The following is a 14650-nucleotide window of genomic DNA, read 5'->3' as shown; positions in this document are numbered from 1 at the left end:
CAACACAGAAGCGGGGTACCGGCGTTGGGCCGGTACCCCGCTTCTCTGCTTGTCCGTCGTGTCAGAGCCGGAACAGCGCCCACACCGTCTTGCCGCCGCCCGCCCGCAGGTTCCAGCCCCAGGAGTCGCTGAGCGCGGAGACCACCTGAAGGCCGCGCCCGGACTCCGCGAACTCGTCGGGGTGCCCCTCCACGGGTATGCGGTCGCTGTCGTCGGTGACCGCGCACACCGCGTACGGCAGCCGGTCCCACACCGCGAGCCAGAGTGAAGGCTGCGGCTCCAGCGGTGAGTTGGGCGCCCGGCCGTAGCGCAGCGCGTTGCTCACCAGTTCCGACACGGTGACCGCCATGTCGTCGACGAGGTCGTCCCCGGCCCGGTCGGCCAGCGCGGCGCGGGTGAAGTCCCGTGCCACGTGTGCCGATTGAGGCATCGGGGGCACGACAAGGACGGAACAGAGAGCCGGGTTGGCGCCGTCGCCGGCGGCGGGGACCAGGGTGACGGTCTGCCCGGGTGCGGGTCGGCCCACCTCGTCGACGGCTCGGCACAGCCACTGCCAAGTGCCCTCGATCCGCAGGGAGTCGACCGGCCGTACGACTTGCTCTGCGGACATCGCGACCCCTGAGACCCCAAGAGAACAACTGCGCGCACTACACCTGTCCGGAACATGCTCCTCCGACTGACCCTGCGAACGCAAGTGCATCGGCAATTACCGCTGCAATTGCAGATGATCTTGCGAGCGGTTCCCCCGAGGGCTATCGTCCTCTGCATCACCAAGGGATGCAATTGAAGATGCAATTGCATCCGATCTTCCGGGGGAGCGATGAGGCCTCAGACAGAACACGCGAACGGCATGTCGGCGACCCTGCTGAGCGGCGCGGAGTGGCGCAAGAGCCACCACAGCAACCCCGAGGGCAACTGCGTGGAGTTGGCCGCGCTCTCGGACGGTCACATCGCCGTGCGCAACTCGCGCCATCCCGAAGGTCCGGCACTCGTCTACACCAGCGCCGAGATCTCCGCGTTCGTCCGCGGTGTGAAGGACGGCGACTTCGACGGCCTACTCCCCGGCCGCTGAAGTCAGGCAGACCCGCGGATGGCCGGAAGGCGCCGGACACAGGCCGGCACCTTCCGGCTCCTTCACTCCCCGCAGTTATCCGGAACCTCGGTGCTACGATCCTCTTTTGAGCCCCGAAAACTTGCGGGCAGTATCGGCGCGACCGCCGAGGGGATGAACATGACTGCAGCTCAACCCGAACACGCCCCCCTGGGTACGGACGTGCTGAGCCTTCAGCGCGGTGGTCCGACGGTCCAGCGCATCATGCTGGGCACCCGGCTGCGCCGCCTGCGCGAGTCCCTCAACATCACCCGGGACACGGCCGCTTCGGCCATACGCGCCTCGGACGCCAAGCTCTGCCGGATGGAGTTGGGCCGCGTCGGCTTCAAAGAGCGGGACGTGGCGGACCTGTTGACGCTGTACGGCCTCCATGAGCCGGAGGCCCGCCAGGAGTTCCTGGACTCGGCCCGCCGCGCCAACGAACCCGGCTGGTGGCGCGCCTACGGCGACTCCTTCCCGGCCTGGTTCGAGCAGCACCTGGGGCTGGAGGAGGCCACCTCCCTCATCCGCACCTACGAAGTCCAGTTCATCCCTGGTCTGTTGCAGACCGCCGGGTACGCCGAGGCCGTCATCCGGCTCGGCCGGCCCGCGGACTCCCCGGACTCGATCCAGCGCCGCGTCGAACTCCGCATGACCCGCCAGGAGTTGCTGACCCGCCCCGGAGCGCCGAGACTGTGGGTCGTGGTGGACGAGGCGGCCCTGCGCAGGCCGCTCGGCGGGCCCGAGGTGATGCGCGACCAGCTCCGGCATCTCGTCGAGATGGCCGCCCGGCCGAACATCACGCTCCAGGTGCTGCCCTTCGAGGTGGGCGGCCATGCGGCGGCCGGCGGTCCGATCACCGTGCTGCGCTTCCCGGTCCCGGACCTGCCGGACATCGTCTATCTCGAACAGCTCACCTCCGCCCTGTACTTGGACAAGGCGGAGGAGGTCGACCGCTATCTCGCGGTCATGGACCGGCTGAGCCTGGTGGCGCTGCCCGGCCCCGAGTCGGTGGTCTTCCTGGAGAAGCTCCTCAAGGACAGGTGAGCCCCGGCCTTCAGACCCGCGAGCGGTACAGCCCGAACTCCGCGATCCGTACGGTGTCCCGGGCCGCCGTCACGCGGACCCGCCAGCGCCGGGCGCGTACGGGCGCGGGCAGCAGCAGGATGCGACTGGCGCCGATCGTCCCGGCCCGAGTCACCTCGGTCCAGCTCCCGTCGACGTACGCCTCGACGACGAAGGCCTCGACCTGCTGGCCGTAGCGCCGCACGTCCTCCGCCAACCGGACGCGGTCCACCTCGCGTTGCGTGCCGAGGTCGACGGTGACCCGCCCCGGTGATGTGGCCGTCCGGGCTCCGCGTGCCAGGTCCTCGGGCAGTTCGCGGTCCACGCGCTCACGGAACTCGCGCAGCCGTGCCACGTCCGGGTCCGCCAGCAGGCCGTCGGTGTCCGGCGGCACATTGAGCAGCAGGACCGCGTTGCGGCCCACGGAACCGAAGTAGATGTCGAGCAACTCGTCGACGCTCTTGGGGAGTTGGCCCGGGTGGTAGAACCAGCCGTCGTGGATCGACACATCGCACTCGGCCGGCCACCACTGGAGGTAGTCGGTGTTCGGCAGCGCCGCCACGAGCGCGCCGCGACCGCCCTCGTCGGGGGTGTCGTAGGACAGCGCCCAGTCCGTACGGCCGTACTGCTCCTCCTTGACCGGGAGGACACTCCACTCGTCCTCCCGCGCCGTGCCGCCCTCGTTGCCGACCCAGCGCACGTCGGGGCCGGTCACGGCGATCGCCGCGTCCGGGGCGAGTGATCTGACCAGGGTGTACCAGCTGTCCCAGTCGTAGGCCTCGACGTGGCCCGGCGGGATGCGGCCCTGGGCGCCGTCGAACCAGACCTCGTCGATCGGGCCGTACTCGGTCAGCACTTCGTAGAGGGTGTTGAGCATGTGGGCGCCGTAGTCGGTCGCGTCCAGCGTGTAGAAGGCGTCCGGTGTCCGGTCGTCGCCCTCGCCGAGGGTGGGGATCGTGCGCGTGGCGCGTGCGCTGCCGTTGGCGTAGACGCCGTGGAGGTACTGGTTCTCGTCGGCGGGCGAGAGGTAGACGCCGGCCTTGAGGCCGTACCGTCGCATGGAGTCGGCGAAGGACCGCAGTACGTCGCCCTGCCCGGCACGCCAACTGCTGGAGGCCACGGTGTGGTTGGTGTAGCGGGAGGGGTAGAGGACGAAGCCGTCGTGGTGCTTGACGGTGAGGATGGCGAGCTTGAAGCCGCCGTCGCGCAGGGCGCGGGCCCACTGGTCGGTGTCGAGTCCCGTCGGCTGGAAGACGTTCGGGTCCTCGTCGCCGGTCCCCCACTCCAGACCGGTGAAGGTGTTCACACCGAAGTGCAGGAACGCCGTCCGCTCCAGCTGCTGCCAGGCCACCTGCCGTGCGGTGGGCCGGACTCGGGAGGCCTTGCGGACCAGGTCGGCTTCGGTGTCGTCCGCGCTGACGGGGATGCGGTAGCGGGAGTCGGACGGGGGTGGGGGCGTCGCGAGGGCGGGGGTCGTGGCGGTGCCGGTCGCGGCGAGCGCGGTGGCGGAGAGGACGAAGAGACGTCTGGAGAGGGCCATGGGGTGGGACTCCTCCGGTCAGTGGGCGGTCAAGTGCCAGACGGCGGGCCGGTGTTGGTCCGGCGGGTACTGGGCGAGCCGGCCGTCGTCGGCGACGCTCAGCGCCATCTGTGTGATGGCGTTCACGAACCGGTAGCCGCCCGGCACGGACGCCAACTCCCAGCGCTGCATGGTGTTCGCGGTGTCGCAGGGCTGCGGGGAGGCCACCACTCCGGGCTGGAGAGGCACGTTGAGGGTGAGCTTCCCGCCCTGTATCTCCAGGCAGCCGCCGGCGGTCCGCACCGTCGCGTAGCCGTCGGCCGTGCGCTGCACGGTGGCGTCGAAGGAGGCACCGGCCGTCCGGAAGGTGTACGTCCCGTCCGCGACCGGTACCCGGGTCAGGTCCCGCCATCCGGGGGCGTGCCCGACCGCCGTGCCCCGCGCGGTGAATTGGGCGTAGGTCGCGTCGGGATGCGGGTCGCCCCAGGTCGCCTGCGCGAGGTGGCGCAGCGCGGGCTCGGTGTCGGCGGCGACCTCGTTCTCGGTCTCGCCGCGCCCGTTGTCGGGCCAGAGGCTGATCTTCGCCCCGGTGACGCCGGTGCTGGAGGTGAGCTTCTCGCCCTCGAAGCTGCGCGGGTCCCAGCTCTGGTCGTACAGCGACTCGGTGTCGCTGTGGAAGCCACCGCGCACCAGGTAGAGGGAGTAGGCCGCGTTCATCAACGGGTAGCCCTGGGCGATGAGTTGGCTCGGCTTCGTCTGGACGTTCAGCCAGTGCTCGACCGTCGTGCCCGCGGCCACCGGCACGGTGTTGGCGCCGGTGAGCCCGTCGTTCCAGATGCGCAGCTTCTTGCCCTTGCTCGCGGCGTAGGCCTGCACGCGGTTGATGAAGTCGATGTAGGCGTCCTGCGGGGTGGCGTCGGCGCCGTACTTCTCCTGGGCGTACCGCAGCATCTGCGGGTACTTGGAGTAGTCGGAGCCGAGCATGTACTCGTCGGCGCCCATGTGCCAGGACGGTGCGGTGAAGACCTGCGCGTACTCGTCCATCAGGCTCGTGTAGTAGTCGAAGGCCGCCTGCTGTGTGACGTCCAGCCGGGCGGGTTGCTTGTTGCCGTCGGAGTCGGTGAGCTGGAGGTCGGGGCGGTTCTCTATCCACGGGTCCATGTGGCCCGGGGAGTTGATCTCGGGAATGATCTCGACGTGGTACTTGTCGCCGAGGGCGACGAGGCCGCGCAGCTCGTCCTTGGTGTAGTAGCCCCAGGTGTTGGCCTCGGGGTGCGCGTCGCTCTTCACCTTGATTTCCAGGAGTAGCTGGTTGAGCTTGTGGTACGCCATCTCGCGCACCAGGTTCTCCAGCCAGGGCAGGGAGATGTGGATGTAGCAGGCACAGACGCCGACTCCGCGCTCCTTGTACCGGGGTACGTCGACCGTGCGTCCGGCCGGTATGTGGTCACCCTGGGCGAGGAGTTGGAGGAGGGTGCGGGTGCCGTAGAAGGCGCCGGTCTCGGTCGCGCCCGTGACCGACAGCCGTCCGCCCGCCTGGAGTTCGTAGCCCTCCGCGCCCAACGAGCCCTGTGTCGGCCGGACGTCGATCACGATGTCACCGGGGCGGGCGGCGCCGCCTCGCACGACGGGCACGGTTCCGTGGCCCGCGGCCCTCAGGTCGGCGGCGAGGGTGTCGGCGACCCTTAGTTCGCTCGCGCTGCCGGCCACCAGCCGGGTCCCGGCCCCGAAGTCGTAACTCCCGGGCTCAGGCGTCCAGTTGGAGAGAGCGGGCACGGTCACCGGGGGTGCCGTCTGCCGCTGGGCCGCGACCGCAGGCGCCGCGGGTGCCGTGAGCAGCGCGAACACCGCCGCGAATCCGACCAGCCGGAACCGTCTCTTCCCTCGCTCAGCCATGACACTCCACCGGTCGCGATTGATCGGACGACTGATGATTGGACTGTGGTCGGAGGCTGTCAACGGGTGCTGGGAGCGGCCAAGTTGAGCCATTGATCGGATGACCAGCAGGTCCCTCGCCGCCCGCCCGACGTCGGCTCGTGAAAAGTCCAAGAAGACGGGAGCGAATGTCCAAGGCCCGTCGCCTCTCGACGAGACGCCCTTGCCGAGGCACAGTTCTCCCTACGTACTCGCCAGTAGATTGAAGGAGCGCTCCCGTGACCAGCTGGATCGGCCGTACCGCCGCCGAGATCTCCGCCGCCGTACGCGAGAAGCGGGCCACGCCCCGCGAGGTGGTGGCCGAGCATCTGGCCCGGATCGAGCGGCTCGACGGGCGGATCGGCGCGTTCCGGGTGGTGCGGGCAGAGGCCGCGCTCGCGGAGGCCGACGCGGTGGGCGCACGGGCCGATCTGGCCGAACTGCCGCTCGCGGGCGTGCCGGTGGCCGTGAAGGACAACCTCGCCGTGACCGGCGAGGCCACCCGGGTCGGCTCCGCCGCGACCCCGGACACCCCCGCCGACCACGACCATGTCACCGTGGCCCGGCTGCGGGCGGCGGGAGCGGTGGTCGTGGGGCTGACGAACGTGCCCGAACTGTGCGTCTTCGGCACCACCGAGGGCGTCCACGGCACCGCCCGCAACCCGTGGGACACCACCCGCACCGCAGGGGGTTCCTCGGGCGGCAGCGCGGCGGCGGTCGCGGCCGGGATGGTGCCGATCGCGCTCGGCAACGACGGCATGGGCTCCCTGCGCATCCCGGCGGCCAACTGCGGTCTGGTCACCATCAAGCCGGGCTTCGGGGTCGTCCCGGCCGGCATCGGCGACGGCGACTGGTTTGGAATGTCCGAAAACGGCCCCCTCGCGACGACCGTCGAGGACGCCCGGCTGATGTTTTCGGTCATCGCGGACATCGAGGTCGTACCTCCCGGCGAGCCCGTTCCCCGCAAGGTGGCCGTGTCCGTGCGCAGCCCGCTCGCCGGAGTCGCCGTCGGCAAGCCGTATACGACCGCCGTGCGGGAGGCGGCCGGGCTGCTGGCCAAGGCGGGGCACACACTGCACCGCGCCGATCCGCCGTATCCGCTGTCCCTGAGCACCACCTCGCTCGCACACTGGACGGCGGGCACCTCGGTGGACGCGGCGGGGCTCGACCCGAGGAGGCTGGCGCGGCGGACCCGGGTGCACGCGGCGATCGGGCGGCGGTTCGTGAAGAGCGTCCGTACCGGGAGGAGTCGGGAGCAGCTGCGGGAGCGGCTCACACCGTTCTTCGCCGAGCACGACATCCTGCTGACGGCGGCGCTGGCCCGCCGCTCCCCCAAGGCCGGGCCGTGGCACGAGCGGGGCTGGCTGCGGAACGTGCTCGCCAACACCAACTACTCGCCGATGACTCCCCCGTGGAACCTCACCGGCTGGCCCGCGATGTCGGTCCCGTTCGGCACGCTGCCCTCGGGCGCGCCCTGCGCCGTACAGCTGGTGGGGCGGCCGGGGTCGGAGGCGGCGCTGCTGGAGCTCGCGGAGCAGCTGGAGCAGCTGCGCCCGTGGGTGCGGACCGCGCCGCTCGGCTGAGGGTTCCTGCCGGAGGGCTACAGGGCGCGGTACATGATGTGCAGGCCGACGCGGCCGTCCCGGGGATGGTCGAAGGCGTCCGGCACCGTGCCCAGGATCGTGAAGCCGAGGGAGCGCCAGAGTCTGACGGCGGGGTTGGTCTCGACGACCGCGTTGAAGACCATGCCCCGGAAGCCCTGTTCCCGGGCGGCGGTGAGGATGTGTTCGGCGAGGGCGCGGCCGATGCCCCGGCCGCCGTGGTCGGGGTCGACCATGAAGCCGGCGTTGGCGATGCGGTCCGCGGGGCCGCCGTAGTTCGGGGTGACGAAGGCCGAGCCGACGATCGTCCCGCTCTCGTCCTCGGCGACGTACACCCGCTTGGGCGGAGACGTCCACAAGGCCCGGGCCGCCTCCTCGGAGGTGTCCCGGGCCCAGGTGTAGGTGTCGCCGGCGGCGACGATCCGGTGCCAGAAAGGCCAGATCCGCGGCCAGTCTTCGGCCGCGGCTTCCCTGATCGGCATGGGCGTGATTTTCGCACGCCCATGCCGTCGGCGATCGCGATGGGTCCCTCGGGGGGTCAGTCCACGCTGGGCAGGATGTGGGGCTCGGCGAGGTCGTCCTCGTAGCCCGCGAGTCGGATGGGGGCGGACCGTGCCCACACGGCCAGGCTGCCGAGCTCGTCGGACCGGTGGCCCGCACGCTCCGTCGGTTCCTTGGGGCGTTGCTCGCGATTCGTCTTCTCCGGTGTCACCGCGCACTCCTTATGTGTCGGGTCACCCTCGGGGCATACCGGCCGTTCTCCGGTCCGGTACCTGAGGCCCGCTCGGGTGTGGGTTGAAGGCAGTTCGGACGCGGTGGCGCCGGTTACTCGTGTGAGAGCAGGCCGTTGTGAACGGCCTGCCCCGGGACGGACCATGGGTGTGGGTGGGACCCCTTGTTGCTGCCCGTCCGCCCCAGACTAACCAAATGAGCGGGCCGCCGCTCGATGGGGCTGAAAACATGGAGTAAAAATTAGCAACGCTCAGCCACCGGGTCCGAGCGGCCCGGACACATCGGGCTGCCGGGGCCCGTGCACATTTCTCACCTTTCGACCAGTGTGACGGCTGATCGACGAACGCGCTCGGCCCCGGGCACCGGCGATCAATGGGCCCGGACTCCGTGCTCCCTGAAGCATGCGCGGACGCTCTCGACCAGGGCCGGGGCGGGCACCGGGTTGTCCTGCAGCGGAAAGGGCACACCGAGAGCCTCGTACTTCGCGGCGCCCAGCTTGTGGAACGGCAGGACGTCGACCCGCTCGACCGCGTCGAGACCGGACACGAAGCGGGCCAGGGTGTCGACGGACGCCAGGTCGTCGGTCCAGCCGGGGACCAGGACATACCTGATCCACATCGGGACGCCGAGCCGGTCGAGGCGGGTGGCGAAGTTGAGCGTGGGGGCGAGTTCGCCGCCGGTCAGCTTCCGGTAGGCGTTGACGTCGAAGGACTTGATGTCGAGGAGCACCAGGTCGGTGGCGGCGAGGAGTTCGTCGGTGGCGCGGACGCCGAGGAAGCCGGAGGTGTCGAGCGCGGTGTGCAGGCCGGCCTCCTTGCAGCGGCGCAGGATCTCGGCGGTGAACGCGGGCTGCAGCAGTGGTTCGCCGCCGGTGACGGTGACCCCGCCACCGGCCGTGGTGATGAAGTCGCGGAACTTCCCGATCTCCTCCATGACCGCGTCGACGCTCATCTCCTGGCCGTCGCGCATGTGCCAGGTGTCCGGGTTGGCGCAGTACAGGCAGCGCAGCGGGCAGCCGGAGACGAAGAGGACGAACCGGGTCCCGGGGCCGTCCACGCCGGTGGACAGGTCCCAGGAGTGGATCCGGCCGGTGGTCGCGGTGCGCACGGTGCTCACAGCGATCCGTGGAAGGTGCGGCTGATCACGTCGAGCTGCTGCTCACGGGTCAGGCGGACGAAGTTGACGGCGTAGCCGGACACCCGGATGGTCAAGTCCGGGTAGTTCTCCGGGTGTTCCATCGCGTCTTCCAGCGTCGCACGGTCAAGGACGTTGACGTTCATGTGGAAGCCGCCCGCCGACATGTAGGCGTCGAGGATGCCCACCAGGTGCCCGGCACGCTCGTCGGGTGCGTGCCCCAGTCCCTCGGGCGTGATCGTCGTCGTCAACGAGATGCCGTCACGGGCCTGTTCGTACGGCAGCTTGGCCACCGAGAGGGCGGAGGCGGCGACGCCGTGCCGGTCACGGCCGTTCATCGGGTTGGCGCCGGGGGCGAAGGGCTGTCCGGTACGGCGGCCGTCGGGGGTGTTGCCGGTGTGCTTGCCGTAGACCACGTTCGAGGTGATCGTCAGCACCGACTGGGTGTGCTCGGCGTCCCGGTAGGTGGGGTACTGGCGCACCTTAGCCATGAAGGACTCCACCAGTCCTACGGCGATGCTGTCGGCGCGGTCGTCGTTGTTGCCGTACGCCGGGAAGTCGCCCTCGGTGCGGAAGTCGACGGCGAGGCCGGTGGCGTCCCGGAACACCTTCACCCGTGCGTACTTGACGGCGGACAGGCTGTCGGCGGCGACCGACAGGCCGGCGATGCCGCAGGCCATGAAGCGGTGCACCGCGTAGTCGTGCAGCGCCATCTCGATGCGCTCGTAGGCGTACTTGTCGTGCATGTAGTGGATGACGTTGAGCGCGTTGACGTAGGTCCTGGCCAGCCAGTCCAGGACGTGGTCGTACGCCGCCGACAGCTCCTCGTAGTCCAGGTACTCCCCGGTCAGCGGGGGCGTCGGGGTCGCGACCTGGTCGCCGGTCATCTCGTCCCGGCCGCCGTTGACGGCGTACAGCAGCGCCTTCGCGAGGTTGACGCGGGCGCCGAAGAACTGCATCTGCTTGCCGACCTCCATCGCGGAGACGCAGCAGGCGATCGCGGTGTCGTCGCCGGTGCGCGGGCGCATCAGATCGTCCGACTCGTACTGGACGGCACTGGTGTCGATGGACACCTGGGCGCAGAACTCCTTGAAGGCGAAGGGGAGTTGCGGCGACCACAGGACCGTCAGGTTGGGTTCGGGTGCGGGGCCGAGGTTGTAGAGGGTCTGGAGGAAGCGGAAGGATGTGCGGGTGACCAGGGGGCGGCCGTCGGTGCCGATGCCGCCGATGGACTCCGTCACCCAGGTTGGGTCGCCGGAGAACAGGGCGTCGTACTCGGGCGTGCGCAGGAAGCGTACGATCCGCAGCTTGATCACGAAGTCGTCGATCAGTTCCTGGGCCCCGGATTCGTCCAACACACCTTCCGCCAGGTCCCGTTGGAGGTAGACGTCGAGGAAGGTGGAGGTGCGGCCGAGCGACATCGCGGCGCCGTTCTGCTCCTTCACGGCGGCGAGGTAGCCGAGGTAGAGCCACTGGACGGCCTCGCGGGCGGTGGCGGCGGGGCGGGAGACGTCGCAGCCGTACGTGGCGGCCATCCGGGTCAGTTCGCCCAAGGCCTTTATCTGCTCCGCGAGTTCCTCCCGATCCCGGATGATGTCGGCGACGGACGCGCAGGCGTCGAGCTTGGCCCGCTCCGCGCGCTTGGCCTCGATCAGCCGGTCCGTGCCGTAGAGCGCGACGCGCCGGTAGTCGCCGATGATCCGGCCGCGGCCGTAGGCGTCGGGCAGTCCGGTGATGATGCCGGCCTTGCGGGCGGCGCGCATTTCGGGGGTGTAGGCGTCGAAGACACCCTCGTTGTGGGTCTTGCGGTAGGTGCCGAAGACGCTCGTGACGAAGGGGTCGGCCTCGTAGCCGTACGCCCTGAGGCCGTTCTCGACCATGCGCAGGCCGCCGTTGGGCATGATCGCGCGCTTCAGCGGGGCGTCGGTCTGCAGGCCGACGATCAGCTCCCGTTCGCGGTCGATGTATCCGGGGGCGTGCGAGGTGATCGTGGAGGGGGTCCTGGTGTCGACGTCGAGGATGCCCCGGCTGCGCTCCTCCGGGAACAGGGCGCTGACCTTCTCCCAGACCGCCCGCGTGCGGTCGGTGGCGCCGGCGAGGAACGTGGCGTCGCCTTCGTACGGGGTGTAGTTGGCCTGGATGAAGTCGCGCACGTCGACCCGCTCGCGCCAGGATGTGCCGGCGAAGCCGCGCCATGCCTCGGACACGCGTGTTCGGGCTGTCGCTGTGATGGTCATCGCCGGTTCTCTCCCTTGCTTCGCACTGGAATGCCTCACCACCGATACTCGTGTGGCTCCTCTGCCGACGGGAGGGCCGGTCAGGGGCCTGACCTTGGCCGTCCGACCCCCAGATGGGGCCGAACGGCCCTCCTCCGGCGGGACACGCTCAGACGACGGGCAGGTCGGGGCGGACGAGGGTGCCCGACCTGCCGTGGACGATCTCGTACGCCGCGTCCAGGGCCCCGATCGCGGCCAGCCCGCCGGTGCGTTCCACGAAGCGGGCGGCGGCCTCGGTCTTCGGTCCCATGGAGCCGTCCGGGAATTCGCCGTCGCGCAGCTGCTCGGGGGTGGCGCCGAGGACGGGCCGCTGGTCGGGGGTGCCGTAGCCCTCGTACACGCAGGGCACGTCCGTGAGGATGAGCAGGAAGTCGGCCTTCAGATGCTCGGCGAGCAGGGCTGCCGTGAGGTCCTTGTCGACGACGGCTTCCGCCCCGGTCAGCGCGCCGGTGTCGTTGTCCGCGGTGACGGGGACGCCTCCGCCGCCCGCGCAGATGACGAGCGTGCCGCCGCTCAGCAGGTCGTAGATCGTGTCGGTCTCCAGGATCCGCTCGGGCGCCGGGGAGGGGACCACGCGACGCCAGCCGGTGGAGTCGGCGCCGATGTGCCAGCCGCGTTTGCGGGCGAGCGCGGACGCGACGTCGTGCGGGTACACCTGGCCGACGAACTTCGTGGGGTGCTCGAAGGCCGGGTCGTCGGCCCGGACGAGGGTGTGTGTGACCAGCGCGGCGATCCGCTGTCCGGGCAGGGCGTCGTGCAGGGTGCGCGCCAGCAGGGAGCCGATCATGCCCTGGGTCTGGGCGCCGAGCAGGTCGAGCGGGTAGGGGGCGCTGAGGGCGGGGTCGGCTGCGGTCTCCGCGGCGAGCAGGCCGATCTGGGGGCCGTTGCCGTGGGTGACGACGATCTCGTGGTCGTGGGCGAGGGCCGCGATCGCATTGGTCACGCGGTCGATGTTGGCCTCCTGGACGGCCGCGTCGGGGCGTTCGCCGCGGTGCAGCAGGGCGTTGCCGCCGAGGGCGATGACGATGCGCATGGCTCAGTCCTCCAGGGTGGCGACGAGTACGGCCTTGATGGTGTGCAGGCGGTTCTCCGCCTGGTCGAAGACGATCGACGCGGGGGACGAGAACACGGCGTCGGTGACCTCCAGGCCGTCGAGGCCGTAGGTGTCGAAGAGGTCCTGGCCGAGGTGGGTACGCCGGTCGTGCAGGGCCGGCAGACAGTGCATGAACTTGACGTCCGGGTTGCCGGTGGCGGCCAGCGTCTTCTCGTTCACCTGGTACGGGAGGAGCAGCTCGATCCGCTGCCGCCAGGAGTCGGCCGGTTCGCCCATGGAGACCCATACGTCCGTGTGGAGGAAGTCGGCCCCCTGTACAGCGGTGTCGACATCCTCGGTGAGAGTGATCCGGGCTCCGCTGTTCGCGCCCAACTCACGGCAGACTGTGACCAGTTCGGGCGTCGGCCACAACGCCCTGGGAGCGGCGATCCGTACGTCCATGCCGAGCAGCGCGCCCATGGACAGCAGCGAGTTGCCCATGTTGTTGCGGGCGTCGCCGAGATAGCAGTAGGCGATGTCGGGCAGGGGCTTGGGGCTGTGCTCGTCCATGGTCAGGACGTCGCACAGGCTCTGGGTGGGGTGCGCGGTGTCGGTCAGACCGTTGTAGACGGGGACGCCGGAGTAGGTGGCGAGCTCGGCGACGAGGGCCTGGTCGGAGCCGCGGTACTCGATGGCGTCGAACATGCGGCCCAGCACCCGGGCGGTGTCGGCTAGGGACTCCTTGGCGCCGATGTGGGTGTCGCCGGGGCCGAGGTAGGTGGTGCGGGCGCCCTGGTCGGCGGCGGCGACCTCGAAGGCGCAGCGGGTGCGGGTGGAGGTCTTCTCGAAGATCAGCGCGAGCTTGCGACCGGTCAGCCGGGGCCGCTCGGTGCCGGTGCGCCTGGCGGCCTTGAGGTCGGCGGCCAGGTCGAGAAGGTGGTGGATCTCGGGGGCGGTGAAGTCGAGTTCGCTCAGGTAGGAGCGGCCTCGCAGGTCGACGGTCATGGTGGTGGTCCCCCTGTCGGGTCAAGCGGCCGGGTCTCGTTCGACCGGGCAGCTCATGCAGCGCGGTCCGCCCCGGCCGCGGCCGAGTTCGGCGCCGGCGATGGTGACGATCTCGATGCCCTGCTTGCGGAGGTAGGTGTTGGTGGTGACGTTGCGCTCGTAGCCGACGATCACGCCGGGGGCGAGGGCGAGGAAGTTGCTGCCGTCGTCCCACTGCTCGCGCTCGGCGCCGCGGATGTCCTGCGGCGCGGACAGCATCCGGACCTTGTCCAGGTCCAGGGCCTCGGCCAGGGCGCCGGCGAGGTCGGAATTCGGGGTGACCTCGAAGCCGGTCCCGCGGGTGCCGCTGGGCGTGAGCGTCCACGAGCGCAGGGAGTCCGCGAGGCCCGGATAGACGGTGAAGGCGTCGCGGTCGACCATGGTGAGCACGGTGTCGAGGTGCATGTAGGCACGGGCGGCGGGGAGTTGCACGGCGATCAGACGGTTCGCCGTGCCGGTGGCGAACAGCCGGGCGGCCAGGTTCTCGACAGCCTGGGCGGTGGTGCGCTCCCCCATGCCGACCATGACGGCGCCATTGCCCAGGACGTGCACGTCGCCGCCCTCCAGGGTGCCGACCTCGCCGTCCAGGAGGGGCGTGGTGACGGTGCCGGCGAACATCGGGTGGAAGCGGTAGATGGCCTCGGCGTGCAGGCTTTCGCGGCGCCGGGCGGTCCTGGCCATCGGGTTGACCGACAGGCGGTCGTACATCCAGCAGGAGTTGTCGCGCGGGAAGAGGTGGTTGGGCAGCGGGGTCAGCGCGAAGTCCTCGGCGTCGAGCGCGTTCCAGACCAGGCTGTGCGGGGTGGCGAGCGGCAGGTCGCTCTTGAGGATTCCGCCGATGAGGCGGCCGGCGAGCGTCTCTCCGTCGAGGTCGACGCACAGCTCCCGCAGGGGGTCCATGAGCGCGGGGCCGACGGTGGCCGGGGTGAAGACCCGCTCCAGCAGCCAGTCCCGGGCTTCCGGAACGTCGAGGGCCTGGGCCAGCAGGTCGGCGAAGTAGTGGACGCGGGCCCCGTGGTCGCGCAGGACCTGGGCGAAGGCGTCGTGCTCCTCGCGGGCACGCTTGGCCCACAGGATGTCGTCGAAGAGCAGGGCGTCGACGTTGCGCGGGGTCAGCCGGGAGAGTTCCAGGCCGGGGCGGTGCAGGATCACCTGGCGGAGGCGGCCGACCTCGGAGTCGACGTGGAAGGTGGTGGTGTTCATGGCGGGGCTGCTCCTGTGGTCGTACCCGTGCGGGGCCGA

13 protein-coding genes are annotated in these 14650 nt (G+C 70.3%); 3 read left to right on the top strand and 10 right to left on the bottom strand.

Features of this window, described 5'->3' with window-relative positions:
• Positions 1 to 61: 61 nt before the first annotated feature.
• A complete protein-coding gene (locus tag ACWDEW_RS31790; RefSeq protein ID WP_450517303.1) occupies positions 62 to 610 on the bottom strand; it encodes an ATP-binding protein in 549 nt (182 codons plus the stop codon).
• 210 nt (positions 611 to 820) lie between these two features.
• Here ACWDEW_RS31790 and ACWDEW_RS31785 point away from each other — a divergent pair, with 210 nt between their 5' ends.
• Both ACWDEW_RS31785 and ACWDEW_RS31780 read left to right on the top strand, forming a co-directional pair.
• The gene (locus ACWDEW_RS31785; protein ID WP_043259451.1) at positions 821 to 1072 is read left to right on the top strand and encodes a DUF397 domain-containing protein; all 252 of its coding nucleotides are present in this window, start codon (positions 821 to 823) and stop codon (positions 1070 to 1072) included.
• A gap of 159 nt (positions 1073 to 1231) precedes the next feature.
• Complete coding sequence (locus ACWDEW_RS31780) at positions 1232 to 2137, top strand: helix-turn-helix domain-containing protein (protein WP_450517301.1); 906 nt, start codon at positions 1232 to 1234, stop codon at positions 2135 to 2137.
• Positions 2138 to 2147: 10 nt separating this feature from the next.
• Here ACWDEW_RS31780 and ACWDEW_RS31775 read toward each other — a convergent pair whose 3' ends face one another.
• Both ACWDEW_RS31775 and ACWDEW_RS31770 read right to left on the bottom strand, forming a co-directional pair.
• Positions 2148 to 3695, bottom strand: coding sequence for an alpha-L-fucosidase (locus ACWDEW_RS31775; protein ID WP_450517299.1), 1548 nt, complete (start codon positions 3693 to 3695; stop codon positions 2148 to 2150).
• 18 nt (positions 3696 to 3713) lie between these two features.
• On the bottom strand, positions 3714 to 5570 hold the full coding sequence (locus ACWDEW_RS31770; RefSeq protein WP_450517297.1) for a family 20 glycosylhydrolase: 1857 nt from the start codon (positions 5568 to 5570) through the stop codon (positions 3714 to 3716).
• A gap of 257 nt (positions 5571 to 5827) precedes the next feature.
• Here ACWDEW_RS31770 and ACWDEW_RS31765 point away from each other — a divergent pair, with 257 nt between their 5' ends.
• Positions 5828 to 7171: an amidase gene (locus ACWDEW_RS31765; RefSeq protein WP_450517295.1), complete on the top strand. Its 1344-nt coding sequence runs from the start codon at positions 5828 to 5830 to the stop codon at positions 7169 to 7171.
• Between the two features lie 17 nt (positions 7172 to 7188).
• Here ACWDEW_RS31765 and ACWDEW_RS31760 read toward each other — a convergent pair whose 3' ends face one another.
• The 7 genes from ACWDEW_RS31760 to ACWDEW_RS31730 all read right to left on the bottom strand — a co-directional run bounded on the left by ACWDEW_RS31760 (position 7189) and on the right by ACWDEW_RS31730 (position 14611).
• A complete protein-coding gene (locus ACWDEW_RS31760; protein WP_450517293.1) occupies positions 7189 to 7671 on the bottom strand; it encodes an N-acetyltransferase family protein in 483 nt (160 codons plus the stop codon).
• A gap of 56 nt (positions 7672 to 7727) precedes the next feature.
• Entirely contained in the window at positions 7728 to 7901 is a 174-nt protein-coding gene (locus ACWDEW_RS31755; RefSeq protein WP_019068289.1) for a hypothetical protein, read from the bottom strand.
• A 389-nt stretch (positions 7902 to 8290) separates the two neighbouring features.
• Entirely contained in the window at positions 8291 to 9037 is a 747-nt protein-coding gene (gene pflA / locus ACWDEW_RS31750) for a pyruvate formate-lyase-activating protein (RefSeq protein ID WP_450517291.1), read from the bottom strand.
• Complete coding sequence (gene pflB, locus ACWDEW_RS31745) at positions 9034 to 11292, bottom strand: formate C-acetyltransferase (protein WP_450517289.1); 2259 nt, start codon at positions 11290 to 11292, stop codon at positions 9034 to 9036. Before pflB ends, pflA begins: the two co-directional genes overlap by 4 nt.
• Positions 11293 to 11440: 148 nt before the next feature.
• Positions 11441 to 12364 (bottom strand): carbamate kinase, encoded by a 924-nt coding sequence (locus tag ACWDEW_RS31740; protein ID WP_450517288.1) that lies wholly within the window; start codon positions 12362 to 12364, stop codon positions 11441 to 11443.
• A gap of 3 nt (positions 12365 to 12367) precedes the next feature.
• A complete protein-coding gene (argF, locus tag ACWDEW_RS31735) occupies positions 12368 to 13369 on the bottom strand; it encodes an ornithine carbamoyltransferase (RefSeq protein ID WP_450517286.1) in 1002 nt (333 codons plus the stop codon).
• 21 nt (positions 13370 to 13390) lie between these two features.
• Complete coding sequence (locus ACWDEW_RS31730) at positions 13391 to 14611, bottom strand: arginine deiminase (protein ID WP_450517284.1); 1221 nt, start codon at positions 14609 to 14611, stop codon at positions 13391 to 13393.
• Positions 14612 to 14650 lie beyond the last annotated feature (39 nt).

Source organism: Streptomyces sp. NPDC001100 (assembly GCF_053598575.1).
This window is presented reverse-complemented; position numbering and strand designations above follow the sequence as displayed.